Source organism: Citrobacter sp. RHBSTW-00029, from assembly GCF_014104295.1.
Taxonomy (GTDB): Bacteria; Pseudomonadota; Gammaproteobacteria; order Enterobacterales; family Enterobacteriaceae; genus Citrobacter; species Citrobacter youngae.
Genome location: NZ_JABXRT010000001.1, coordinates 1,371,052 through 1,394,208, shown reverse-complemented (window position 1 = coordinate 1,394,208; position 23,157 = coordinate 1,371,052). Strand labels below are relative to the sequence as shown.

Genomic DNA, 23,157 nt, shown 5'->3' with positions numbered 1-23,157 from the left:
TTAGAACGGGTAATCGTTATAACCCATTTGCTCTGAAATCTTACGCGCTGCGGTGTGCAGCATTTCGACATATTCGTGCAAACGTTCTTCAGAAAAACGCAGCGTCGGGAATGAGATGCTCAGACCCGCAATGACCACGCCGAAACGATCAAACACCGGTACCCCGATACAGCGCAGTCCTTCTTCCTGCTCTTCGTTGTCTTCGCCATAGCCCTGCTCACGGACTTTATCGAGTAATACCAGCAATTCATCAGTGTTAGTGATTGTCCGATCTGTACTGCGTTTGTACTCAATACCATCCAGAATTTGCTTCACTTCATCGCGGTCGCGCCATGCCAGCAGCACTTTACCAATGGCGGTGCTGTACAGCGGATTACGACGACCCACGCGGGAATACATGCGCAAATTGTACATCGAGTCGATTTTATGGATGTAGACAATGCTGTCTTCATCCAGCGCACCGAGGTGTACTGTTTCCTTGGTCAGACGTGAAAGTTCGCGCATCTGGATGTCAGCGCTACGGATCAGATCAACGTTCTGTAATGCACGCGCACCCAGTTCAAATAATTTCAGGGTCAGGGAATACTTCTCAGACTCGCCTTCTTGTGCCACATAACCCAGCGTTTTCATGGTCTGCAAAAAGCGATAAACGGTGCTTTTTGACATCATGACGCGTTGTGACAATTCGGTAATACCAATTTCGCGCTCTTCACCCAGCGCCTGCAGGATGCCAAAAACCTTCAGCACGGAAGATACAGAATCGGGTTGTTTATCCAGATCTGCGATAGCCATTTACCACCTCATTGCGAGTGTTTTATAAAAATCAGAACCGGTTTTTATTATAATTTCACGTACCTGCCGTCGCAATCTGTCTTTGCTCACTTAGTTACAAATCTGCGACCTAACGCCTGAATATCAATGCTAAAATTATTATTCTCATCATATTTTCCGACAAAATTGACTGCCTATGGAAAAACTCAGGTCGATGGTCTGCCATTGCCCCAGCGATACGGTGCAATTTTAATCATTGCTATTGGCCATCTCTATGGTAGTACTGGACGGCGCAATTGCTAACATTGCCCTGCCGACGATTGCCACCGATCTTCAGGCCTCCGCGGCCAGTTTCGGGTGGATCATTAATCAGAGCTGTCATTTCTGTCAAAGCTGACACTTTAAAAGAACAGTTTATTGACGCTAACCAAGATCGTATCTGCGTTCATAACGCACACTTCCACGACTATTATTTGAACGTTGGCTTATCTGGGCACAGCTCTTTCAACGTTCTTGACGCTAAGGTTGTTCCAAACGATGAAAACTAAAATTTTGCTTGTCATGGCACTGATGACTTCGTTCTCTGGTGCTGCTCATGCAGTGGGTGTGCAGTATGGTGAATACCAGCAGGTGGAGAACATCGCACAATGTGGGTATATTGCCAACACAATGATCGCTGACAACACTGCTCACGTGATGGAGTTGTCACTCAAAAAGTATGTAGACATAACAGCGCGAATGCGCCCTGGCGGTTATAACCCATCTCCTGTCGATCTGGCCACTGACTATGCGCTGTTCTTCCAGCAGTCAGTGTCAGATACAGAAGATGACATGTTTAAAGCGATCAATGCACAGGGCCTACCTCTTGCTCCTGAGTCCTGGCAAGCTATGGCCGCTCAGTTTTGGGTAAGCAATAACTGTGCAGCTATCACCGCAGTGAAGTAACGGCAACGCGATACAGGAAGGACAGACCGTCTTCATTAATGGAGTATTTGACACAAAGGCGAAATCGAACGCTGGCTGACTCACATTCTTTCTTCCAAAGTGGGTGCAGAACATCGCCAGCACTCGATCCATCGATCATCGTATTGTCTGGTTAAGAGGGAGATTTAACCTAAGCCTGCAACTACAACCACTTCGGTGGACATATCGCGCCTATCGGAGCACAAAACTATCCCTCTTTGGCGACATCTTCGTATTCGGAGCGTTTATTCTTTTTCGTATGGGAGAATACCGATTTTGCGCTCTTCACCCAGCAGCGCCTGCAGGATGCCAAAAACCTTCAGCATGGAAGATACAGAATCGGGTTGTTTATCCTGAGCGCGATAGCTATTTACCACCTCATTGCGAGTGTTTTATAAAAATCAGAACCCGTTTTATTACAATTTCACGTACCAGCCGCCACAATCTGTCTTTGCTCACTTAGTTACAAATCTGCGACCTAACGCCTGAATATCAATGCTAAAATTATTATTCTCATCATAATTTCCGACAAAATTGACTTCCTATGGAAAAAATTCAGGCCGATGGCCTGCCATTGCCCCAGCGATACGGTGCAATTTTAACCATTGTTATTGGCATCTCTATGGCAGTACTGGACGGCGCAATTGCTAACGTTGCCCTGCCGACGATTGCCACCGATCTTCAGGCCTCCGCGGCCAGCTCAATCTGGGTCGTTAACGCCTACCAAATCGCGATTGTCGTATCACTCCTGTCACTCTCATTTTTGGGTGATATGTTTGGCTACCGTCGCATATACAAGTGCGGACTGGTGGTATTTCTGCTCGCATCACTTTTCTGTGCCCTCTCCGATTCGCTGCACATGCTAACACTGGCGCGTGTGGCTCAGGGGTTTGGCGGCGCGGCGCTGATGAGCGTGAATACAGCACTCATTCGCCTGATTTATCCGCAACGTCAGCTTGGACGAGGAATGGGGATCAACTCCTTTATTGTGGCGGTTTCCTCAGCAGCAGGCCCAACTATTGCGGCAGCGATCCTCTCAATTGCCTCGTGGAAATGGTTGTTTCTGATTAACGTCCCGCTGGGGATTATCGCGTTGCTGCTGGCCATGCGCTTCCTGCCACCTAATACACCGCGCAGCAATAAGCCACGTTTTGATCTGCCCAGCGCAGTGATGAATGCGCTAACGTTTGGCTTGTTAATTACTGCACTCAGTGGGTTCGCGCAAGGGCAATCGCTTAAGTTAATTGGTGCTGAGCTCGTAGGGCTTATCGTGGTCGGTTTTTTCTTTATCCGCCGTCAGCTGGCGCTGCCGGTGCCGTTACTACCGGTTGACCTGCTGCGCATTCCACTGTTTTCACTCTCGATTTGCACGTCAATTTGTTCATTCAGCGCGCAAATGTTGGCGATGGTTTCCCTGCCTTTCTTTTTGCAAACCGTACTGGGTCGTAGCGAAGTCGAAACAGGACTACTACTGACCCCATGGCCGCTGGCAACCATGGTGATGGCGCCGCTGGCTGGTTATCTGATTGAACGCGTTCATGCGGGTCTTTTAGGTGCGCTGGGTATGGCCGTCATGGCAAGTGGGTTATTTTCGCTGGTGCTACTGCCTGCGACTCCTTCTGATTTTAATATCATCTGGCCGATGATTTTATGCGGTGCGGGTTTTGGCCTGTTCCAGTCACCGAATAACCACACCATCATCACCTCCGCACCACGTGAACGCAGCGGTGGAGCGAGCGGGATGCTGGGAACGGCACGCTTGCTTGGACAAAGTACCGGGGCAGCGCTGGTTGCATTGATGCTCAATCAGTTTGGCGATAACGGAACACATATATCACTGATAACAGCGGGTGTACTGGCAACGGTTGCCGCCATAGTGAGCGGCCTGCGTATCACGCAACCGCGCGCATAAACGCCATGCCCGGCAGCACTTCGCCGGGCATGGCGTCATTTATTATTCGCGTAACAGTGCCGATGTCACCACTCCGGTTGGTACATAGGATTGGACGGATCGTCGGTATCTCCCATTATACAATCTGAAAAAAACTCCAGACTAAATCCTGCAGTGGCTAACTGCATCAATTTACGCTGCTCATCCGTTAAATTCGCTGTTGGGTCGAGCTCTTCTGCTGAAGCAGCATCTTCTGCGGAAACTGGCGTTGTGCTGATGGTCATATCGCTCATGATAAATACCTATTTCAGAAACTCTTTTTGGGTTTCCAGCAAAGCTTCTATCGTCGACGACAAGACTTTAGTCAGGTTATTGAAGATAGTATTGGCCTGGCTTAATTTTTCAGACATAACTTGCGACTGACTCTCTACCGTACTCGACATCGTGTTCATCGAGTTTTCCCACTCGTTGAACATGCTGCTACTGATAGTGACTGATTCATCTGCGTTGTGCCCTTCAAAATCCCAGGTCGATGCGGGAGAGACATAAATATTCGCTTCATCCCCGCCAGTTCCGTTCATGTCATATGACCGGTCTATAACAACAATACTTTCTGTAACATGCACACTAGCATTACTATTACCAGCTTCACCATTAGTTTTTGCCGGGTCTAACATTGCCGTTGGAATTAAATAACAATCATATTCATGATAATCTTTAGTATCCGGTGATGTTACGAGTGTATAACCCGTCGGGATATAAAACTCTTTCTCGTCTATTTTGTCTATGGGGACAATAACCATATCCTTAGACGTTGGAATAACAGAATATGATTTATCACCCCCTGTATTTCCAGTATATCTTGTATCGGGAGAAACGACGGCTAAAGGCGGTGGTACAGGAACAGCCGATGCTGGAGACGCACTTCCAGCATCGGCTCGATACGCATACGATGAAGATGACTGAGATCCGTGAGCCTCAAAATCCCAATCGTCAGCATCGCTAACATAGATATTAGTTGCATCCTTGCCACTTGCTGGACCACCGTTGACCATATTCTTGATGTTGCTAGTGTCCAGTCCGCATTTAATGACATTATGAATATCAGTGATAGTGCACCTAACCTCGATACGGCAACAATTCAGGAGCGAGGTAGTGCAGCAGGCCAAATTATCAAGAGATTTCTTCTCTCCCCTCGAACAGTGCATATCTCGGACGCGAGCATAGCTAAACTAGAGCAATCTGGTTTTGATGCTTACATGAATCAAGGGCTTCAGAAATTGCCAAAAGAGGACCGTGAAATGACATTATCCATATATAAGGCTTTCGCCACGCACCTAAATAAGTCAAGCGAGAATGACGTGCTAAAAAATGATGTTTCTTCTACCTTTTTCGGACAGGCTATATTGACAACATCATCTTTTCTCGAATCCAGTCGTATTGCGAGGGAGGCCCCAGGTATCGCCGGGGTTGGAGTTACTAGTACAGGAGAGGCTATCAAATCCGTATATGAAAAATTTCTTACTTACATTAACTCCCTGTAATTAATTCACCTGCATAGCATTTTATTCTGGATATCACCACACGATTGATAGTTTGAACTATTAAAGAGCCGCATCGCGGCTCTTTATCAATCCAGGTCACTTACTTCAGGTATTCCCCACTGCGCAGCGCTTCAATACGCTTATCCAACGGCGGGTGTGTCATAAACAGCTCACTCAACGATTTGGATTTACCGTTGATGCAGAACGCCATCATGCTGGTCGCTTCCTGCGGCTCATAACTGGTTTTCAGACGCTGCAATGCGGCAATCATCTTCTCACGACCAACCAGCTTTGCAGAACCGGCATCCGCATGGAATTCACGATGGCGTGAGAACCACATGGTAATAATGCTCGCCAGAATACCAAATACCAGCTCCAGTACCGTCGCTACCGCAAAGTAGATTAACGGGTTACCGTTGCTACCCTCTCCTTCATCGCGGTTACCGCCCATAAACCCAGCGGCAATCTGCGCCAGAATACGCGAGATAAAGATAACAAAGGTGTTCACCACACCCTGAATTAACGTCATGGTCACCATATCGCCATTGGCAATGTGGCTGATCTCATGCGCGATAACGGCTTCGGCTTCATCAGGGCTCATGTTTTGCAACAGGCCGGTACTCACAGCCACCAGCGAAGCATCCCGGCGTGCACCGGTAGCAAACGCGTTAATATCAGGCGCGTGGTAGATTGCAACCTGCGGCATAGCGATCCCGGCCTGGCGGGCCTGATTCGCGACTGTATTCATCAGCCAGCGTTCTCTTTCATTACGCGGCTGCTCAATAACTTCCCCGCCAACGGACTTTAACGCCATCCATTTGGACATCAGCAGCGAAATGAAGGAACCACCAAAACCAAACAGCAGTGCCATGATCAACAAGCCTTGAACGCTGCTTGACTGGATCCCTGTCAGGCTCAATACCAGCCCGAAAACGACCATCACAGCCAGGTTCGTCAGCAGGAAGAGCGCGATTCGCATCATAATTTTCTTTTAACCTCAATTTAACAAAACGCACTATGCGATTACCCATATCGTATGGGTCTTACGGCTATTTTCAAGCATCCATAGGTGCTAAGTCACCAGAAAGACACAACTTTACATTTTATCGTATCAGACTGACGTCTTCATGCGTTTGTTAAAAAAACAGGCACAATTTCTTGTGCCTGTATGAGGTTATTGAGTGGTTGCGGGCTGTTCCGCTGGCTTCTCTTTCTCAAGATGCGCCAGGTCGAGCGCGATTTTTACCGTTTCATCCAGGTACGGATCCGGCTCCTGGTAATCCTTCGGCAGATCGTCCAGTTTCTTCAATGGTGGTTTGCCTTCACGTTTAAACCGATCGTTGATACGCGCCAGACGCATTGCGTCATCTTCGTTATTCTCTTTCTCGCGCTGAGCGTAATTGAGAGAAGCGATGTTGCGCTTATCCTTCATCGCATTGAAACGCGCAATGTCCTTCATGATGTACTGGAACTCAGGATCGTTCGCAATACGTGCATTGTGCTCTTTCAGCAATTCAGGTCCGAACGGCGTCAGATTATCTGACTTAGTGTAGGTTGCAGCATCAATGCTGTCCCACGGCAGCGCGTTATCTTCGAACTTCTCACCGGTTTCGGTTTCTTCATTACCTGTCGGCATGATGATATCCGGCGTTACGCCCTTACGCTGCGTACTGCCACCATTAACGCGGTAGAACTTTTGAATGGTGTACTGAACAGAACCCAGCGCCGGCCATTCCGGACGCAGCATCTGATCGTAAATACGGTTCAGAGATCGATACTGCTGTACGGTACCCTTACCAAACGTCGGTTCACCGACAATCAGTGCACGGCCGTAATCCTGCATTGCCGCAGCGAAAATCTCTGATGCCGAAGCACTGAAGCGGTCAACCAGTACCACCAGCGGACCTTTGTAGTAAACAACGCCATCAGTATCGCTGTCTTCGCGCACCTTGCCGTTGTTATCACGAACCTGAACCACCGGACCAGAAGGGATAAACAGACCGGAAAGCGAGACCGCTTCGGTCAGTGCGCCACCACCATTGGTACGCAGGTCGATAATCACGCTGCTGACATTCTGTTTTTCCAGTTTCTGCAGCTGAACTTTGACGTCATCCGTCAGGCCAACATAGAAACCAGGAATATCCAGTACGCCGACTTTTTCTTTACCAACGGTTTTCACCGACATTTTAACAGCGCGGTCTTCGAGACGAATGCGTTCACGCGTTAACGTGACGATGCGCGTCTTGGTTCCCTTACCGGCAGGCAGGATTTCGAGGCGAACTTTACTGCCTTTTGGTCCTTTGATCAGCGCGACAACATCATCCAGACGCCAGCCAATCACGTCGACCATACCTTTTCCGGTCTGGCCTACGCCGACAATACGGTCGCCAACACTTATCGCTTTGCTCTTGGCTGCCGGGCCGCCCGCAACCATGGAGTTAATGACGGTGTAGTCATCATCCATTTGCAGCACTGCGCCAATACCTTCAAGAGACAAGCTCATTTCCGTATTGAACTGTTCGGTATTGCGTGGAGAAAGATAGTTAGTATGCGGGTCGATTTCACGGGCAAAAGCCGTCATCGCCAGAGAAAACACATCTTCGCTATTGGTCTGCGCCAGACGGCGAATCGCAAACTTGTAGCGGCGCGTCAGCGTTTCGCGAATTTCAGCGTCGGTTTTACCGGTCAGCTTCAGGCTGAGTTCGTCAAATTTAACCTTGCCGTCCCACAGCGCATTTAGCTCTGCTTCGCTTTTCGGCCACGGAGCTTTACTCCGGTCGAGGTTAAAGTTGTCGTTACCGGTGAAATCCATTGGACGTGCCAGTACGCCTAATGCGTACTGATAACGTTCAAACCGGCGCTTTTGCGCCAGATTATAGAGATCGTAAAAGACATCCAGCTTACCGCTACGCAGTTCATCACCGAGGACCGTTTTCTTTTTTGCAAACTGTTCGATATCGCTCGCCAACAGCACGTTGTGGCTGTAGTCGAGCAGATTCAAATAGCGGTCAAAAATTTTCGCCGAAAACGCCTGATCCAGATCGAACTGGCGATAGTGTGAACGCGTAAAACGCGATGTCACACGTTCGCTTACCGTCGCATGCTGGGTTTCTTCCTTTAAAACGGGGATTTGATCGGCACGCGTGATGTCTTCCACAGCGAGTGCCTGGCCTGCAAATGCAAGCAGACCAGCTAACGCAGTAAGCCTAAAAAAAGTGTTCATGCCAGGCCTGGCCTCCGTTTCAGAACACCAGGTGTTCTGCGCGTACAATCAAAGACATACCCGAATTCAGCTGTACACGGACGCCATCTTTGGTGATTTCTAATACGGTGGCATCCATCGCATTATTACCTGCTTTCACCTTCAGAGACTGCCCTACCGTCAGCACTGAAATATCAGATACCGGGGTATGCTGTTCTTCACGAGGAGCACGCGGTGCTTTTGCTGCTGGTTTTTCAGCGCGAGGTTTACGCTCTGCGCCTTCCTTACGACGCGGAGCAGGACGCGGCTTGCGCTCGCGACGCGGTGCGTCTTCTTTTTCACCAGCAGCAGCGGCCGCTTCGCGTTTTTTCGCCTGTTGCTCTGCACGTTGCGCCTGAACGCGGGCTTTAGCTTCTTCCAGCTGTTTGCGTGCATGTTCAACGTGCTGCTCATCCAGCTCACCACAAGGGTTGCCGTCAAGATCGACACGCGTTGCGCCCAATTTAACGCCATACAGATAGCGCCAGCTTGAAGTATAGAGACGTAAGGCAGAGCGGAGCTGTGTCTTGCTGAGGTTCATTTCGCCCTCAACACGCTCTACCAGATCCTGAAAAATGCCAATTTTCAGTGGGCGCGCTTCGCCTTCCGCACTAAAACACTGCGGGAAGCGTTCGGCCAGAAACGCGATAACTTCTTTACTGCTATTCAACTTAGGTTGATTTTCCATGAAATTTCCTGATTACAACGGACGTAGCCAACAAGCGCAGGCATGAACAGGCGTCATTATAATGACGTCATCAGTAATTGCTACGTTATCCGTTGATTATCCTGCGACGGTCGCAAAGAATTTTTTGTAATCCGTCGTTGCAAGCACGGTTTCAAGCTGTGCCACCAGTGTACGCAGACCTTGTTCATCTTCCTCAGTAAAGCGGCCAAACGCCGTGCTATCGATATCCAGCACGCCGATTATCTGATTTTCGACGGTGATTGGCAGGACGATTTCCGCATTGCTGGCGGCATCGCAAGCGATATGGCCATCAAAGGCATGCACGTCCTCTATACGCTGAACCTGGTTCTGCGCCACCGCAGTACCGCACACGCCGCGCCCTACCGGGATGCGTACGCAGGCGATTTTCCCCTGGAAGGGACCGAGCACCAGCGTAGTGTTCTCAAGCAGGTAAAAACCTGCCCAGTTCACTTCTGCAAGACGTTCGTACAATAACGCGCTGGTATTCGCCAACGTTGCCAGAAAACTGGTTTCACCTGCCATTAATGCCTGAAAATCACGGTTCAGATCCGTGTATAGCTCTATTTTGTTCATTATGTAATCACTTAGTTGTCTTACTTAAAACTGCAGCCTACTAAAATAAACATTAAATGCGTAAATGCTCAAGATCATTCCCATCATGGGTTAAGATAACATTACTTCAACACTTGATTCGCGATACATGGCCCTTACTCATCCACGCATCACGCCGACTAAAAAAATAGCGATCAGATCCATTGGTGAAGCGCTACCCCGTGCGCATTACCAACGATGCCCTGAATGTGACCTGCTGTTTAGCTTGCCGAAAATGCGTTCGCACCAAAGTGCATTCTGCCCACGCTGTCAGGCCAAAATTCGTGACGGCCGTGACTGGTCGTTAACGCGACTGGCAGCAATGGCTTTCACCATGCTGTTACTGATGCCCTTTGCGTGGGGAGAGCCGCTGCTGCACATCTATCTATTAGGCATACGCATTGACGCGAATGTGGTACAGGGCATCTGGCAGATGACCCGGCAAGGCGATCCGCTGACGGCATCCTTCGTGATGTTTTGCGTCATTGGCGCTCCCGTAATACTCGTTTCATCAATCGCTTATTTATGGTTTGGCAATATTCTCGGTATGAACCTGCGCCCAGTATTATTGATGCTGGAAAGGCTTAAAGAGTGGGTCATGCTTGATATCTATCTTGTCGGTATCGGCGTCGCCTCGATCAAAGTGCAGGACTACGCTTTTCTGCTGCCTGGAGTGGGACTCTATGCTTTTATTGCGCTGGTGATCCTGAGCATTTTGACGCTGTCGCACCTCAATGTTGAGCAATTATGGGAACGCTTTTATCCACAAAGGCCCGCACGCCGCCCCGACGGACAGCTTCGTGTTTGCCTCGGTTGTCACTTTACAGGTTATCCTGATGCCCGAGGCCGCTGTCCCCGTTGCCATATTCCATTACGCTGGCGCAGAAATCAGAGCATCCAAAAGTGCTGGGCAGCTCTGCTGGCCTCGATTGTCCTGTTGCTGCCTGCTAATCTGCTGCCCATCTCGGTAATTTATGTTAACGGTGCCCGCCAGGAAGACACTATCCTGACAGGCATCATGTCCCTGGCGAACAGCAACGTTGGTGTAGCAGCCATTGTTTTTATCGCCAGTATCCTGGTGCCCTTCACCAAAGTGATTGTGATGTTTACGTTGTTGTTCAGTATCCAGTTTAAATGTGAACAAGGGTTGCGCACCCGCATCCTGCTACTCCGTATGGTGACCTGGATTGGTCGCTGGTCGATGCTGGACTTGTTTGTTATCGCCTTAACCATGTCGCTGATAAATCGCGATCAGATACTTGCTTTTACTATGGGACCGGCTGCGTTTTATTTCGGTGCAGCGGTAATATTGACTATTCTTGCAGTGGAATGGCTGGACAGCCGCTTACTTTGGGATGCACATGAGTCAGGAAACGCCCGCTTCGCAGATTGAAGCGCAGATTAAAACAAAACGCCGTATCTCTCCGTTCTGGCTGCTGCCGTTCATCGCACTGATGATTGCAGGATGGCTCATCTGGGGCAGCTATGAAGATCGTGGCAATACCGTGACCATCGACTTTATGTCCGCGGACGGTATTGTCCCAGGACGCACGCCCGTGCGCTATCAGGGTGTCGAAGTTGGCACGGTGCAGGATATCAGCCTGAGTAAAGATCTGCGCAAAATTGAAGTTCGAGTCAGCATTAAGTCCACCATGAAAGATGCCCTGCGCAAAGACACACAATTCTGGCTGGTCACGCCGAAGGCATCACTGGCGGGCGTTTCTGGCCTCGATGCACTGGTTGGCGGGAACTATATCGGGATGATGCCGGGCACCGGCGAGCCGGAAGATCATTTCGTCGCGCTCGACACGCAGCCAAAATATCGGCTGAATAATGGCGATTTGATGTTGCACCTGCAAGCATCCGACCTCGGTTCTCTCAACAGCGGTTCGTTGGTTTATTTCCGCAAGATCCCGGTAGGCCGGGTCTATGACTACACCATCAACCCCAATCATCAGGGTGTAACCATCGATGTACTGATTGAGCGCCGCTTTACCAATCTGGTGAAAAAAGGCAGTCGTTTCTGGAATGTGTCTGGCGTGAATGCGGATGTCAGCCTGAGCGGCGCAAAGGTAAAACTGGAAAGTCTGGCCGCGCTGGTCAATGGCGCCATAGCCTTTGACTCCCCAGAAGATTCACAACCTGCCGCCGCCGACGACACGTTTGGGTTATATCAGGATCTCGCCCACAGCCAACGTGGCGTGATCGTCAAACTGGAACTACCCAGCGGCGATGGCCTGAAGGCTGGATCAACCCCGCTGATGTATCAGGGCCTGGAAGTCGGTCAACTGACCCGGCTGGATTTGAATCCAGGCGGTAAAGTCACTGGTGAAATGACCGTCGACCCCAGCGTTGTAACGCTGCTGCGCGACGGCACGCGCATTGAGTTACAAAGCCCCAAATTATCATTAAACGATATGAGCCTAAGCTCGCTGTTAACAGGGAAAACGTTTGAACTGGTGCCCGGCGAAGGCGAGCCACGTAGCCAGTTTGTGGTGATCCCCGGTGAACAGTCCCTGCTTCATGATCCCGGCGTTATGACACTTACACTGACCGCCCCGGAAAGTTACGGCATCGATGCTGGCCAGCCGCTGATCCTTCATGGCGTGCAGGTCGGTCAGGTTATCGAACGTAAGCTATCAAGCGATGGCGTTTCATTTATCGTGGCTATCGAGCCGCAGCATCGTGCACTGGTGCAAGGTGACAGCAAATTCGTGGTTAATAGTCGAGTGGATGTCAAAGTGGGCATTGATGGCGTTGAGTTCCTTGGCGCCAGCGCCAGCGAATGGATAAGCGGCGGTATTCGCATTTTGCCTGGTACCAAAGGTGAAATGAAAAAAAGCTATCCACTGTATGCAAACCTCGAAAAAGCAATTGAGAACAGCCTGAGCGATCTGCCCACCACCACCGTCAGCCTGAGCGCCGAGACACTACCGGATGTGCAGGCCGGGTCAGTGGTGCTATACCGTAAATTCGACGTCGGTGAAGTCATTAGCGTACGCCCTCGTGCCGACGCGTTTGATATCGATCTGCATATCAAACCGGAATACCGCAATCTGTTAACCAGCAACAGCGTGTTCTGGGCTGAAGGTGGCGCAAAAGTTCAGCTTAACGGCAGCGGCCTGACCGTACAGGCATCTCCCCTGTCGCGGGCGCTAAAAGGGGCGATTAGCTTCGATAACCTGAGCGGTGCCAGCGCCAGCCAGCGCAAAGGCGACAAGCGTATTTTGTACGCGTCAGAGACCGCTGCACGTGCGGTAGGTGGACAGATTACTCTGCACGCATTCGACGCTGGGAAACTCGCCGCAGGGATGCCAATTCGCTACCTGGGGATTGATATTGGTCAGATCCAGACCCTTGAACTGCTCACCAGCCGTAACGAAGTGCAAGCCAAAGCGGTGTTGTATCCGGAATACGTGCAGACCTTCGCGCGAAGCGGTACACGATTCTCGGTAATTACCCCGCAAATTTCGGCGGCAGGTGTAGAGCATCTGGATACTATCTTACAGCCATACATTAACGTGGAACCAGGGCGCGGTAACCCGCGCCGTGATTTTGAACTGCAGGAAGCGACGATTACTGATTCACGCTACCTTGATGGTCTGAGTATTGTGGTAGAAGCGCCAGAAGCAGGATCACTCAATATCGGTACTCCGGTTCTGTTCAGAGGTATTGAAGTGGGGACCGTCACGGGTCTGACGCTGGGTTCACTGTCCGATCGCGTGATGGTGGCCATGCGCATCAGTCAGCGCTACCAGCACCTGGTGCGCAATAACTCCGTGTTCTGGCTGGCATCTGGATACAATCTCGATTTCGGCCTCACCGGCGGCGTCGTGAAGACAGGTACCTTCAATCAATTCATTCGCGGTGGTATCGCGTTTGCCACCCCACCAGGTACGCCACTGGCACCGAAAGCGCAGGCGGGTAAACACTTCCTGCTACTGGAGAGTGAGCCGAAAGAATGGCGTCAGTGGGGAACCGCCCTGCCACGCTAATCTTTTCCCTGCTCCGGCGTACTCGCGCCGGAGCGGTTAGCCTCGTCATACTTCAAGTAGGCGCATAGTTGTCCTGCAACTCGAATTATTGAGGGTATATGCTACACTGCGCACCTGTTTTTTTGCCGGTGGTACCAAGTGGCTTATTTTCCTGACGCCTTTCTGACACAAATGCGTGAAGCAATGCCTTCCACGCTCTCTTTTGAAGATTTTCTCGCAGCCTGCCAGCGTCCATTACGCCGCAGTATCCGCATCAATACGCTGAAAATCTCCGTTGCTGATTTTCTCGACTTAACCGCGCCTTATGACTGGTCACTCACTCCGGTTCCCTGGTGTGCTGAAGGCTTTTGGATTGAGCGCAACGATGAAGAGTCTGTACCGCTCGGCAGCACCGCAGAACATTTAAGCGGTCTGTTTTATATTCAGGAAGCCAGCTCAATGCTGCCAGTCGCCGCGTTGTTTGCCGAAGGTAATACTCCGCAACGTGTCATGGATGTTGCGGCAGCCCCCGGATCTAAAACCACGCAAATTGCCGCAAAAATGAATAATCAGGGCGCGATTCTGGCGAATGAGTTTTCCGCCAGTCGCGTCAAAGTTCTGCATGCCAATATCAGCCGTTGCGGGATAGCCAATGTCGCGCTCACCCATTTTGACGGCCGGGTATTTGGCGCAGCGTTGCCTGAATCCTTCGATGCCATTTTGCTGGACGCCCCATGTTCCGGCGAAGGCGTGATGCGTAAAGACCCCGATGCGCTAAAAAACTGGTCGCCAGAAAGTAATCTGGAAATAGCCGCAACTCAGCGCGAACTGCTCGACAGCGCCTTTCACGCTCTGCGCCCCGGCGGCACGTTGGTTTACTCGACCTGTACGCTTAACCGTGACGAAAATGAAAACGTCATGCAGTGGTTGATTGAGACTTACCCGGACGCCGTCGAGTTTCTTCCTCTGGGTGATTTATTTCCGGAGGCCGGACGCGCCCTGACACCTGAGGGATTCCTGCACGTGTTCCCACAAATTTATGACTGTGAAGGATTCTTTGTCGCGCGTTTGCGAAAAACAGCCCCTATCCCTGCACTGCCTGCGCCGAAATATAAGGTGGGAAATTTCCCCTTCAGCCCGCTGAAAAGCCGGGAAGCCGCACAAATCACCCAGGCTGCTACCGCCTGTGGATTGCAATGGCAAGACAATCTGCGCCTTTGGCAGCGTGATAAAGAAATTTGGTTATTCCCGACAGACATTGAACCGCTGATTGGTAAAGTCCGTTTTTCCCGCCTCGGGATTAAACTCGCTGAAACCCACAATAAGGGTTACCGCTGGCAGCATGAGGCAGTTATCGCCCTTGCTAACCCAGAACATCACAATGCGTTTGAACTGACGCTTGAAGAAGCGGAAGAGTGGTATCGCGGCAGAGATGTCTACCCGCAAACCTCACCAACAACCGACGATGTACTGGTCACGTTCCAGCATCAGCCGATTGGACTGGCAAAACGTATTGGATCACGGTTGAAGAACAGTTATCCACGCGATCTTGTCCGGGATGGAAAACTCTTTACAGGATAACGCACGTTTTTACTGGCGCTTTTGCCCACGTTGACTACGCTGAAAAATGGGCGGCTTAACTGGTCGTACCACAACCCGCAAATCAACGGAGAGCACGATGATGAAAACCAGTGTGCGCATTGGCGCTTTTGAAATCGACGACGCCGAGTTACATGGCGAATCGCCGGGGGACCGAACGTTAACCATTCCTTGTAAATCCGATCCGGATTTATGTATGCAACTGGACGCCTGGGATGCCGACACCAGCGTCCCGGCCCTTCTCAATGGAGAACATTCCGTTCTATTCCGCGAGCACTACGATCGTAAGTCAGATGCCTGGGTCATGCGCTTTGCCTGATTCAAAAAGAACCCGTCGCCAGACGGGTTATTTATTAGCGTTAAAACAATTGAATCTAAGTACGCAGGCGGAGAAGAAAGCGATGGTTCCCCCCGCAGCCAGCACGCTATAAGCGAGTTCCCAGCTTTGCGTTGAATCCATCACCACACCAAATGTTAAAGGCGCAAGAGACCCCACGCCAAATCCAAGCAGCGACCGCAATCCCATCACACTCCCCAGCTTTGCCTGAGGCACATTATCGGCAATCGCGGCAGATAAGACGCCTGAATCACCAAGAATGAAGAAACTCCCCATAAACGCGAACAATAATGTCCACCCCGCCCCCCAGGAAACCGATAATCCCATCAGGAGTGAACTCAACGCACCGGCAGCGCCCATAAAAATCAATACCGATGCGCGATTAAAATAATCGGAGATTGCCCCTACAATCAGCGTCGAGAACATCCCCGATAAATGTACAGCACAGGCGACGATCAACCCGGTGGCCATCGGCTCCATCTGCCAGGCTTGCAGCGCATTCGTCACCAGGCTGGGGGTCCATGCCCAGCTCCCCAGTAACTCCCAGCAATGCGCAATATAACCTACCATCAGCAGTATTGCGCCGACCGACAGAACATGGCTCTTTGCCGATCCCCCCTGCTTCTGCGTCCTGTACATGTCTTCCTGATAGCCGGATAACGCCACTGAACCGGATACCGCGCCAACCAATGCGCCAGCGGCACATAAAGAGAACGCAAAGGAAGCTCCCCAGCGCAATGCTCCCCAGGCGGAGATAAATACAGACAGCAGGTAGCCAAACGAACCTGCGGCCAGGATCATCCCAACGGCAAGTCCACGTTTGGGCACGCTGTTCATGCCCATAGCCAACATCATCGCTGGCGTGTAGGCCCCACCCTGGGTCAATCCGACAAAGGCCATCATGACCAGAGCGGAGGAATAAGAGCGGGCAAAACAGGCAAAAAGCAATAAAGCGAGCACACCGAACCACGAGAAAATGAGATACACCTTGCGAGCCCCCAGATAGTCGCACAGCCAGGAGGCAGCAAATAAGGCGCAGGCGTTTGAAATACTAAATACCGTCTGTATTGTTCCCGCAGCGGCGGCGTCTATATGCCACTCTTCACGTATTACCGGAAGTGCACCAGCAAAAGCCATTGTCCCCAGGCATGTCCCCGCCCGTCCAAGGCAAAACAAATTGAATGCTTTCACTAAAATTGCCTTCAGAAAAAGTGAATATCGATAATGAACCAGAGCGTTACCGGCCATGTTATGAGCAAGGGGAAGACGCTGACAAACGATCTTTATTGCGTCAATTGGTTGAGTTAGACTCAACCAATGACACGATTACTCTCGCTCCCCCATTTGCCGGCATTCGAAGCTGCTGCGCGTAAAAGCAGCTTCAGTGCGGCAGCTGATGAACTGTTTATCACCACAGGGGCAGTCAGCCGACATATCCGCGCACTGGAAGCACAACTGGGCGTACAACTGTTTTATCGTGCACACAAATCTGTCAGGCTGACGAGTGCCGGCGAGACCTTTTCCCGCGTCGCAACACGGTTACTCGATGAACTTGCGCAGGCAGAAAAAGAGGTCAGCGCTAACACCTTTTCGGGAAGGTTAACCATCCAGTGCCTGCCCACATTCGCCATGCACTGGCTAATGCCAAGACTGGCTGAGCTGAATGAAATCCACCCTGAACTCACCGTCGATGTCACCACCAGCATTGGTCCCGTTAGCTTCGCTTCTCCCTTTGATGTCGCGATTCGCCGGGATCCGGCACATTTTTCCGGGCTTAAACCTGTTCCATTTCTTCGGGAATCAAGCCTGCTGGTTTGTAGCCAGCAGTACCTGCACAGCCGACCTCTGGTCTCGCCAGATCAACTGGACGATCATATAAAAATTCAAATTCGTGCGCGTAACGATCTCTGGAAACGCTGGCATAGCCATTTCCCAAATGATCATCAAGAAAGTAACCAGATTATCACGCTGGATCATACATTTGCGGCAATGCAGGCGGCTGAAGATGGCTTGGGTTTGGCCGTAATGCCCTATTTATTCTGTGAAAAACACCTGAAAACAGGAAGGCTGGTTGCGCCATTTGGCGATTTGACTATCGATACCGGAACCTATTCTCTGCTGTGGAATGACAGGCAAGATGGGGCCGTAAGAAAATTTACCCACTGGTTGCAATCTTTCGAACTGCCCGGTGAAACGTACCTGCCCTTCACGAATGAGTACACAGTGACGCGTTAACTTATTTCTCCCCGCCCCATTAACTGCAATTTCTTCTACACTATTGATACGGCAATACAATTTGAGGATGGAATGTTCACGCTGATTCTTTTTGTTTGCTACCTGGATGGCGGTTGTGAAGATATCGTGGTTGATGTCTACAATACAGAACGGCAGTGCTTAATTTCGATGGACGATCAGCGCATTCGCAACGGCGGATGCTTGCCGGCCGAAGACTATATCGACAGCTTCTGGCGTCCTGCTCAGGAATATAGTGATTTCTAATTATTGTAACTGCACCAACGTTAGCTCACCGCCAAATACCGCGCCGGTATCAATATAGTGCAGATTATCGCGATCAAGCCGATGGCGCAGGGGAGTATGGCCAAACCAAAAGTGATCTGCGCCATGAATTCCACTGCCTTTATTCATTAATCGCGCACGATCCCACAACACCCGTTGCAAATCGACCTCTTTTCGCCACAGATAAATATCATCCGGGTAATCGGCATGGGCAATCACGTGTACGCCATTCTGACAATGCAGTTCCAGAATCCACGGTAATTGCTGACAGGCTTCAAGAGCAAATCTTGCCGCGGGTTGTGCTGCCTGCGCAAACCACGAGCCCCCATTCATAAACCACAGCTGCAGATCCCCCGTTACCAGCGCATCCAACGCCATCTGCTCGTGATTCCCCCTGACCGCTATCATCCAGTTTCGGCGAAGCAACTGTAGACAGCGCAGACTATCAGGCCCACGATCGGTAACATCGCCGACAGAAACCAATAGATCGCGCCACGGATCAAACCGACACTGGCGCAGTTTATCCATCAGCATAGAAAAACAGCCGTGAAGATCCCCCACGACCCAGATGTGACGCCAGTTTGTTCCTTCGACCCTCTGGTAGACGTTGTCAGACAGCCCCATATGACCTTCTACTCTCGGATATTACCTGCCTATAACTTTAGCAATAGCGGCATGAAACGAGGAGTAAACCGCATACGACACGCGATGATTTGCGCAGGGTACGATTTGACATCACTACAAACTCTCTGCTGTCGATGTCATGCAGCCCAGAATAACTACGCTGTGGATGCTACCCACAATTCGCCTTTGCGATAGGGCTTCTTCACATTTTAATAGTGTTACTATTATTCTGCCTGGTTGATCCGTTATTTCACTGATAGATCAACTGGTTTCAGTGGCTTCCGCAGTTCAGTATCATGAAAATCTTTATATCGTGGTTCGAGACGGGCAGATTCTGAAAGAATAACTCGATTATCCCGAAAGCTCAGATGGTCACTATCAAATAACTTATGAAAATCAGCAGCAAGTGCAATGCCATTTTCTACACTCGGTAAGCCTTTATTGGCATGGCTAATTATGTGGCAAGCTTCAACTGCCAAAGTACTGCCGGTAATTGCGCATTTATTGCCCCAATTCGACATCACCGCTTTACGAAATTTTGCCTGCTCCCGGCGAATTTTAACCATGCGTAGACCGTCTTCCCTGCGAGCATATGTCCCCATTTGATAATCAGGTATTGCAATCAATAAACTGAGAACCGACACAATTTCTTCGCACAAAGGCGCTTCAAATGAAGCTCCCTGATGACAAAAATGTCGTTTAAAATTAGTCCATTCCTCTTTTCGCTTGCTGGGAGGGAGTTGTTCACCAACGAGCAATTCATCCACCGGAAGGAAAGTATCAAGAGTGGATAGATCTTTCAGTTGAACTCGATATGGATAAGCGTTGTTTGGGTCCACAAAAGTATCAATAATTTCGAATAAGCCACACAACTGGAAGTCTCGCTTTCCAGAGAGTTTTTGAATAACAAAAAGGCGGTCACCAGGGGTCACTTGACGGGTTTTCCATTCCTGCCCAACCCCATACCCATTACTGTAGTCAAAATCTTTTGTATTTTTGGGTCCATGGTAAGCATAGAAATATTTCATCTTTTATTCCTTTTGAAATGCCAATAAAGAGTAATATCGACAATCCCACGATAAAACTTAACGTATAAATGTGGTACTGTGGACTGCTGCTGGTGGCCGTCAACACCAGGGACATATCGACTGTTCTGGAAGGTTACGTACTCTGTCTGCAGGAAAGCATGGTCTCAAGTCTTCGCGCCAGAAAAGAGAACACAGAGGTTTTTGCTCAGAGACTGCTGGGGCATAAAAATTTAACAATGACCCAAAAATACCTGGACGCACGCGGTGCAGAATATGTTATGGTTTAGACAGGATATGGAAATTTCGAGTAATTTTCGTGGGATTTCGTGAAAACACAGAAAAAACCCAACGAAAACAAGCACATAAAAAGAGACCGAATACGATTCCTGTATTCGGTCCAGGGAAATGGCTCTTGGGAGAGAGCCGTGCGCTAAAAGTTGGCATTAATGCAGGCTAAGTTACCCTGCCATTTAAGAATAGATGACAGCGCCAGGTTTTCCAGTCCGCGACTAAAGTGGTCTGAAAAAAAGGGAGATTGTCACTCGCTACAATGTAAAAACCGCAAGTTCTCCTGTGAGATCCTTGCGGTTTTTTATTGGAAATCAGAGCACTACATCTGACAATTAACAGAGTTTTTCTGCGCGCTCGATAAACGGAGCAAGGCTCATTTTTTCGCCAGGTTTAGTCGGATCGTCAATCTGGATAACGTCGATCGGTTTTGCCGTGGTTTTACCGCTCTCAACCTGCTGTCTGGCAACATCATTCAGCGGGTATTGCACCAGCGTGCTGGGATTGATGACATACAGCGCGTTGCCCGGACGGCAGGTCAGCATCACCTCTTCACGATTAAACGCCCATTTATCTTTGCCAACCTCAAAACGACTGACGGTAATAACCTGCGGCGCAGCCAGTGCCGCTCCCGAACTTGCCAGTAGCAATAAAGAGATAATGATTTTTTTCATACGTTTTGCCAGTCCATCAGAACGGTTCGAGGGTTGCAAACAGGCTGACAATTGCCAGCACAACAGCGCCTATACCCCATTCCAGCTTCGTCATCCAAATAAAATAGAGGGTCATGCAGCGGTTATCCTGCTGCATACGTGGAACAAGAACATACCGATTCACCAGCGCAATCGCCACCATTAGCATGACCAGGGCACATTTTAACAACAGCAGTCTCCCATAAGCCGCATGCCAGGGAACAGAAAAACCGACAATAAACAGCGCATTCATGATGCCGGTAAGCAACACGCCAATCACAAAAAGATGCCCATAGCGGGAAAAGCGCATCATGGTACTGATGGCTTGATCGCGCCAGCGTCCTTGCGCCATTCTCATACAGTAGAGCACCGGCAGCAAGCCGCCAAACCACGCTGCAGCGCATATCAGATGCAGCGCATGGTTAATCTGATGAAGTGTGCCAGTTACGCTATCGTGCAATGTCGCATGCCCAACGCCCGCCAGCAGAATAAACTGCGCAATCGTCAGCATTAGCAGTCGTCGCGGCATACTACGCGGTACGATAATAGTCACCGCCAGAGTGACTAGCGCAAGGATAATTTGCCACAGCCAGACGCCCCCGAATTGTGTTTGCAGGACAGCTCCCCAAACGGAGATGGAGAGGACATCCTGCCAACCCGCGCCCATTAATCCCCCCTGAACCGCCAGCATCAGCGTCGCGCTGATAAAGCTCCACGCCGCGGCGTGGCGTTGCAGATGCAAGAAACGACGCATCATCAAACGACGGAGCGATACAGGCGCCAGCCATGCACCATAGAGCGCACAGCCAAACACCAGCATCAGCGTGGTAAAATGGATAAAACGCAGTGCAACCCAGGTAAACGCCAGCATCGGTTATTTCACGCTAAAGGTATATTGCCCCTTCGTCTTGTGACCATCCACGGAAACAACGTGCCAGTCGACCGTATATTTTCCTGCTTCAAGTGTTTGATCAAGCGGAACAATCAGCTGTGTTTTGTCCTGCTCACTGCGTGACGCCTTTCCCGTTTTGATCTGCTCTTTGTTTGGACCTGTCAGCGTTGCACCGCTAAATCCTGGTTCCACGCCTTCAGAAAAATTCAGCGTCAACGCCTGAGGAGATGCCGCAACCTCGGCATTAGCCGCCGGGCTTTGTTTTGTGAGGTGGGCATGCGCCAGGGCGGCGGGCGTTGCCAGCACGCTGGCGAGTACGATGAGAGCGCTGCGAAGCATAGATGCAGATGAAGCCATTTCAACTATTCCTTTTTGTTATGTCTAATCTATAGAGAATAACCTTCTACAATGATCGAGTCGAGAATCATCATTTCAGGCTTGCCATTAATGCGCACTCTTAGTAACTTTTGCGCGCTAATGGAGAGATGAGGAAAAACGTATGAATATTAATCTGGCCAAACTTGAGCAAGCAGAAATGGATAAGGTTAACGTCGATCTCGCTGCGGCAGGTGTCGCATTTAAAGAGCGCTACAACATGCCTGTCGTTGCTGAAGTAGTCGAGCGTGAACAGCCTGCACATTTACGCGACTGGTTCCGTGAACGCCTGATCGCGCACCGTTTAGCTTCTGTTTCCCTGTCACGTTTACCTTACGAGCCTAAAGTTAAATAAACCTTATATTAAGTTACAATTCCTTACATGATGCCTGCTACAGTATAGGTACATTCTTAATCTACTATTTAAGGATGGTTGTAGACACTATGAAAAGGAAATCATTATGTCACACTGGAAAATTGCTGCAGCGCAGTACGAACCACTTCAACGATCATTAAGCGAACACGTCGCCCATCATTTGCAGTTCATTCAGGCAGCGGCTAAATGCCAATGCGAATTGTTGGTTTTTCCATCATTGTCCCTGTTGGGATGTGTGGACGAAGACGACGCTCTCCCAGCCCCACCTGATGAAGAGTTATTGCAACCCCTCGCCCACGCTGCGGCCACGTATCGTATGACCATCATTGCCGGGTTGTCGGTAGAGCATCACGATCGCTTTGTGAAGGGAATAGCGCTTTTCTCTCCCTGGATGACCTCGCCGTTAATGTTTCATCAAAGCCATGGCGCCTGTATCGCCAGGCAACAAAATGCCATCAGCGTTGTCGACAGTCAGCCGGAAGGTATTGATATCGACCCGACATTTTCGCTATTCACAACCTGTCAGTCCGTCAGCGAACCAGAACTGCTCTCTTCCGCTTCGCGCCTGCAAAGTTTTTCACATAAATTCGCCATTGCGGTGCTGATGGCCAATGCACGTGGCAGCAGCGCGTTGTGGGATGAAGGGGGTCGGTTAATTGTACGCGCAGACAGCGGTTCGTTACTGTTAACCGGACAACGCACGCCACGGGGTTGGCAAGGTGATATCATTCCATTACGCTAGTCG

Annotated in this window: 24 protein-coding genes and 1 pseudogene; 12 read left to right on the top strand and 13 right to left on the bottom strand. The window is 50.2% G+C overall.

Annotated elements, in window-relative coordinates; translation table 11 throughout:
• Entirely contained in the window at positions 1 to 792 is a 792-nt protein-coding gene (gene kdgR / locus HV041_RS06850) for a DNA-binding transcriptional regulator KdgR (RefSeq protein ID WP_005120190.1), read from the bottom strand.
• Between the two features lie 126 nt (positions 793 to 918).
• Here kdgR and HV041_RS06845 point away from each other — a divergent pair.
• The 3 genes and pseudogenes from HV041_RS06845 to HV041_RS06835 form a co-directional block, all read left to right on the top strand.
• Positions 919 to 1,141: pseudogene (locus tag HV041_RS06845) on the top strand (hypothetical protein); the annotation flags it as partial.
• Between the two features lie 167 nt (positions 1,142 to 1,308).
• A complete protein-coding gene (locus HV041_RS06840) occupies positions 1,309 to 1,716 on the top strand; it encodes a hypothetical protein (RefSeq protein WP_121584743.1) in 408 nt (135 codons plus the stop codon).
• Between the two features lie 562 nt (positions 1,717 to 2,278).
• Positions 2,279 to 3,646 carry an MFS transporter gene (locus HV041_RS06835; RefSeq protein ID WP_048211398.1) on the top strand — a complete coding sequence of 456 codons (1,368 nt, stop codon included), beginning with the start codon at positions 2,279 to 2,281 and terminating at the stop codon, positions 3,644 to 3,646.
• A gap of 65 nt (positions 3,647 to 3,711) precedes the next feature.
• On the opposite strand, the gene HV041_RS06830 is transcribed toward HV041_RS06835, so the two are convergent.
• Both HV041_RS06830 and HV041_RS06825 read right to left on the bottom strand, forming a co-directional pair.
• The gene (locus HV041_RS06830) at positions 3,712 to 3,918 is read right to left on the bottom strand and encodes a hypothetical protein (RefSeq protein WP_048211397.1); all 207 of its coding nucleotides are present in this window, start codon (positions 3,916 to 3,918) and stop codon (positions 3,712 to 3,714) included.
• Positions 3,919 to 3,927: 9 nt separating this feature from the next.
• Positions 3,928 to 4,680 carry an IpaD/SipD/SspD family type III secretion system needle tip protein gene (locus HV041_RS06825; RefSeq protein WP_225807913.1) on the bottom strand — a complete coding sequence of 251 codons (753 nt, stop codon included), beginning with the start codon at positions 4,678 to 4,680 and terminating at the stop codon, positions 3,928 to 3,930.
• Between the two features lie 42 nt (positions 4,681 to 4,722).
• Between HV041_RS06825 and HV041_RS06820 the strand changes: the two genes are divergently transcribed.
• The gene (locus HV041_RS06820; RefSeq protein WP_048211396.1) at positions 4,723 to 5,169 is read left to right on the top strand and encodes a hypothetical protein; all 447 of its coding nucleotides are present in this window, start codon (positions 4,723 to 4,725) and stop codon (positions 5,167 to 5,169) included.
• Positions 5,170 to 5,269: 100 nt separating this feature from the next.
• On the opposite strand, the gene htpX is transcribed toward HV041_RS06820, so the two are convergent.
• The 4 genes from htpX to HV041_RS06800 form a co-directional block, all read right to left on the bottom strand.
• Positions 5,270 to 6,151: a protease HtpX gene (htpX, locus tag HV041_RS06815; RefSeq protein WP_003034964.1), complete on the bottom strand. Its 882-nt coding sequence runs from the start codon at positions 6,149 to 6,151 to the stop codon at positions 5,270 to 5,272.
• 192 nt (positions 6,152 to 6,343) lie between these two features.
• Complete coding sequence (gene prc / locus HV041_RS06810; RefSeq protein ID WP_048211395.1) at positions 6,344 to 8,392, bottom strand: carboxy terminal-processing peptidase; 2,049 nt, start codon at positions 8,390 to 8,392, stop codon at positions 6,344 to 6,346.
• 19 nt (positions 8,393 to 8,411) lie between these two features.
• Positions 8,412 to 9,098 carry an RNA chaperone ProQ gene (proQ, locus tag HV041_RS06805; RefSeq protein WP_003833781.1) on the bottom strand — a complete coding sequence of 229 codons (687 nt, stop codon included), beginning with the start codon at positions 9,096 to 9,098 and terminating at the stop codon, positions 8,412 to 8,414.
• A gap of 96 nt (positions 9,099 to 9,194) precedes the next feature.
• The gene (locus tag HV041_RS06800; protein WP_048211393.1) at positions 9,195 to 9,692 is read right to left on the bottom strand and encodes a GAF domain-containing protein; all 498 of its coding nucleotides are present in this window, start codon (positions 9,690 to 9,692) and stop codon (positions 9,195 to 9,197) included.
• A gap of 127 nt (positions 9,693 to 9,819) precedes the next feature.
• On the opposite strand from HV041_RS06800, the gene yebS reads away from it, so the two are divergent.
• The 4 genes from yebS to HV041_RS06780 all read left to right on the top strand — a co-directional run bounded on the left by yebS (position 9,820) and on the right by HV041_RS06780 (position 15,602).
• The gene (yebS, locus tag HV041_RS06795; RefSeq protein ID WP_121584744.1) at positions 9,820 to 11,103 is read left to right on the top strand and encodes a membrane integrity lipid transport subunit YebS; all 1,284 of its coding nucleotides are present in this window, start codon (positions 9,820 to 9,822) and stop codon (positions 11,101 to 11,103) included.
• Complete coding sequence (locus HV041_RS06790) at positions 11,072 to 13,705, top strand: PqiB family protein (RefSeq protein WP_061068062.1); 2,634 nt, start codon at positions 11,072 to 11,074, stop codon at positions 13,703 to 13,705. The genes yebS and HV041_RS06790 overlap by 32 nt, the downstream gene beginning before the upstream one ends.
• Before the next feature lie 138 nt (positions 13,706 to 13,843).
• Positions 13,844 to 15,265, top strand: a complete 1,422-nt coding sequence (rsmF, locus tag HV041_RS06785) for a 16S rRNA (cytosine(1407)-C(5))-methyltransferase RsmF (RefSeq protein WP_121584745.1) — start codon at positions 13,844 to 13,846, stop codon at positions 15,263 to 15,265.
• A gap of 100 nt (positions 15,266 to 15,365) precedes the next feature.
• Positions 15,366 to 15,602: a YebV family protein gene (locus HV041_RS06780; RefSeq protein WP_101742234.1), complete on the top strand. Its 237-nt coding sequence runs from the start codon at positions 15,366 to 15,368 to the stop codon at positions 15,600 to 15,602.
• A 27-nt stretch (positions 15,603 to 15,629) separates the two neighbouring features.
• Here HV041_RS06780 and HV041_RS06775 read toward each other — a convergent pair whose 3' ends face one another.
• Positions 15,630 to 16,868, bottom strand: a complete 1,239-nt coding sequence (locus HV041_RS06775) for an MFS transporter (RefSeq protein WP_082759583.1) — start codon at positions 16,866 to 16,868, stop codon at positions 15,630 to 15,632.
• 69 nt (positions 16,869 to 16,937) lie between these two features.
• Between HV041_RS06775 and HV041_RS06770 the strand changes: the two genes are divergently transcribed.
• Together HV041_RS06770 and HV041_RS06765 are read left to right on the top strand one after the other, a co-directional pair.
• Positions 16,938 to 17,855, top strand: coding sequence for a LysR substrate-binding domain-containing protein (locus HV041_RS06770; RefSeq protein WP_121584746.1), 918 nt, complete (start codon positions 16,938 to 16,940; stop codon positions 17,853 to 17,855).
• Positions 17,856 to 17,927: 72 nt separating this feature from the next.
• Complete coding sequence (locus tag HV041_RS06765; protein WP_048211387.1) at positions 17,928 to 18,119, top strand: YebW family protein; 192 nt, start codon at positions 17,928 to 17,930, stop codon at positions 18,117 to 18,119.
• On the opposite strand, the gene pphA is transcribed toward HV041_RS06765, so the two are convergent.
• From pphA to yobA, 5 genes are all read right to left on the bottom strand, one after another.
• Entirely contained in the window at positions 18,120 to 18,761 is a 642-nt protein-coding gene (pphA, locus tag HV041_RS06760; RefSeq protein ID WP_061068066.1) for a protein-serine/threonine phosphatase, read from the bottom strand.
• Positions 18,762 to 19,006: 245 nt separating this feature from the next.
• A complete protein-coding gene (locus HV041_RS06755) occupies positions 19,007 to 19,789 on the bottom strand; it encodes an HNH endonuclease signature motif containing protein (RefSeq protein WP_048211385.1) in 783 nt (260 codons plus the stop codon).
• Between the two features lie 623 nt (positions 19,790 to 20,412).
• Entirely contained in the window at positions 20,413 to 20,751 is a 339-nt protein-coding gene (locus HV041_RS06750) for a YebY family protein (protein WP_061068068.1), read from the bottom strand.
• A 16-nt stretch (positions 20,752 to 20,767) separates the two neighbouring features.
• Complete coding sequence (gene copD / locus HV041_RS06745) at positions 20,768 to 21,640, bottom strand: copper homeostasis membrane protein CopD (protein WP_116359890.1); 873 nt, start codon at positions 21,638 to 21,640, stop codon at positions 20,768 to 20,770.
• A gap of 3 nt (positions 21,641 to 21,643) precedes the next feature.
• Positions 21,644 to 22,018: a CopC domain-containing protein YobA gene (yobA, locus tag HV041_RS06740; RefSeq protein WP_044711069.1), complete on the bottom strand. Its 375-nt coding sequence runs from the start codon at positions 22,016 to 22,018 to the stop codon at positions 21,644 to 21,646.
• A 142-nt stretch (positions 22,019 to 22,160) separates the two neighbouring features.
• Between yobA and HV041_RS06735 the strand changes: the two genes are divergently transcribed.
• Together HV041_RS06735 and HV041_RS06730 are read left to right on the top strand one after the other, a co-directional pair.
• A complete protein-coding gene (locus HV041_RS06735; protein WP_005120732.1) occupies positions 22,161 to 22,391 on the top strand; it encodes a DNA polymerase III subunit theta in 231 nt (76 codons plus the stop codon).
• A gap of 106 nt (positions 22,392 to 22,497) precedes the next feature.
• A complete protein-coding gene (locus HV041_RS06730; RefSeq protein WP_061068070.1) occupies positions 22,498 to 23,154 on the top strand; it encodes a carbon-nitrogen hydrolase family protein in 657 nt (218 codons plus the stop codon).
• The last annotated feature ends 3 nt before the right edge of the window (positions 23,155 to 23,157 follow it).

Excerpts from the sequence above, each read along its gene's own strand:
- yebS (WP_121584744.1), top strand. The coding sequence starts at position 9,820 with ATGGCCCTTACTCATCCACGCATCACGCCGACTAAAAAAATAGCGATC.
- HV041_RS06780 (WP_101742234.1), top strand. The coding sequence starts at position 15,366 with ATGAAAACCAGTGTGCGCATTGGCGCTTTTGAAATCGACGACGCCGAG.
- proQ (WP_003833781.1), bottom strand. The coding sequence starts at position 9,098 with ATGGAAAATCAACCTAAGTTGAATAGCAGTAAAGAAGTTATCGCGTTT.
- HV041_RS06755 (WP_048211385.1), bottom strand. The coding sequence starts at position 19,789 with ATGAAATATTTCTATGCTTACCATGGACCCAAAAATACAAAAGATTTT.
- HV041_RS06830 (WP_048211397.1), bottom strand. The coding sequence starts at position 3,918 with ATGAGCGATATGACCATCAGCACAACGCCAGTTTCCGCAGAAGATGCT.
- copD (WP_116359890.1), bottom strand. The coding sequence starts at position 21,640 with ATGCTGGCGTTTACCTGGGTTGCACTGCGTTTTATCCATTTTACCACG.
- HV041_RS06730 (WP_061068070.1), top strand. The coding sequence starts at position 22,498 with ATGTCACACTGGAAAATTGCTGCAGCGCAGTACGAACCACTTCAACGA.
- kdgR (WP_005120190.1), bottom strand. The coding sequence starts at position 792 with ATGGCTATCGCAGATCTGGATAAACAACCCGATTCTGTATCTTCCGTG.
- HV041_RS06765 (WP_048211387.1), top strand. The coding sequence starts at position 17,928 with ATGTTCACGCTGATTCTTTTTGTTTGCTACCTGGATGGCGGTTGTGAA.
- pphA (WP_061068066.1), bottom strand. The coding sequence starts at position 18,761 with ATGGGGCTGTCTGACAACGTCTACCAGAGGGTCGAAGGAACAAACTGG.
- HV041_RS06835 (WP_048211398.1), top strand. The coding sequence starts at position 2,279 with ATGGAAAAAATTCAGGCCGATGGCCTGCCATTGCCCCAGCGATACGGT.
- HV041_RS06800 (WP_048211393.1), bottom strand. The coding sequence starts at position 9,692 with ATGAACAAAATAGAGCTATACACGGATCTGAACCGTGATTTTCAGGCA.
- HV041_RS06770 (WP_121584746.1), top strand. The coding sequence starts at position 16,938 with ATGACACGATTACTCTCGCTCCCCCATTTGCCGGCATTCGAAGCTGCT.
- prc (WP_048211395.1), bottom strand. The coding sequence starts at position 8,392 with ATGAACACTTTTTTTAGGCTTACTGCGTTAGCTGGTCTGCTTGCATTT.
- HV041_RS06735 (WP_005120732.1), top strand. The coding sequence starts at position 22,161 with ATGAATATTAATCTGGCCAAACTTGAGCAAGCAGAAATGGATAAGGTT.
- HV041_RS06750 (WP_061068068.1), bottom strand. The coding sequence starts at position 20,751 with ATGAAAAAAATCATTATCTCTTTATTGCTACTGGCAAGTTCGGGAGCG.
- yobA (WP_044711069.1), bottom strand. The coding sequence starts at position 22,018 with ATGGCTTCATCTGCATCTATGCTTCGCAGCGCTCTCATCGTACTCGCC.
- HV041_RS06790 (WP_061068062.1), top strand. The coding sequence starts at position 11,072 with ATGAGTCAGGAAACGCCCGCTTCGCAGATTGAAGCGCAGATTAAAACA.
- HV041_RS06840 (WP_121584743.1), top strand. The coding sequence starts at position 1,309 with ATGAAAACTAAAATTTTGCTTGTCATGGCACTGATGACTTCGTTCTCT.
- htpX (WP_003034964.1), bottom strand. The coding sequence starts at position 6,151 with ATGATGCGAATCGCGCTCTTCCTGCTGACGAACCTGGCTGTGATGGTC.
- HV041_RS06775 (WP_082759583.1), bottom strand. The coding sequence starts at position 16,868 with ATGGCCGGTAACGCTCTGGTTCATTATCGATATTCACTTTTTCTGAAG.
- HV041_RS06825 (WP_225807913.1), bottom strand. The coding sequence starts at position 4,680 with ATGGTCAACGGTGGTCCAGCAAGTGGCAAGGATGCAACTAATATCTAT.
- HV041_RS06820 (WP_048211396.1), top strand. The coding sequence starts at position 4,723 with ATGAATATCAGTGATAGTGCACCTAACCTCGATACGGCAACAATTCAG.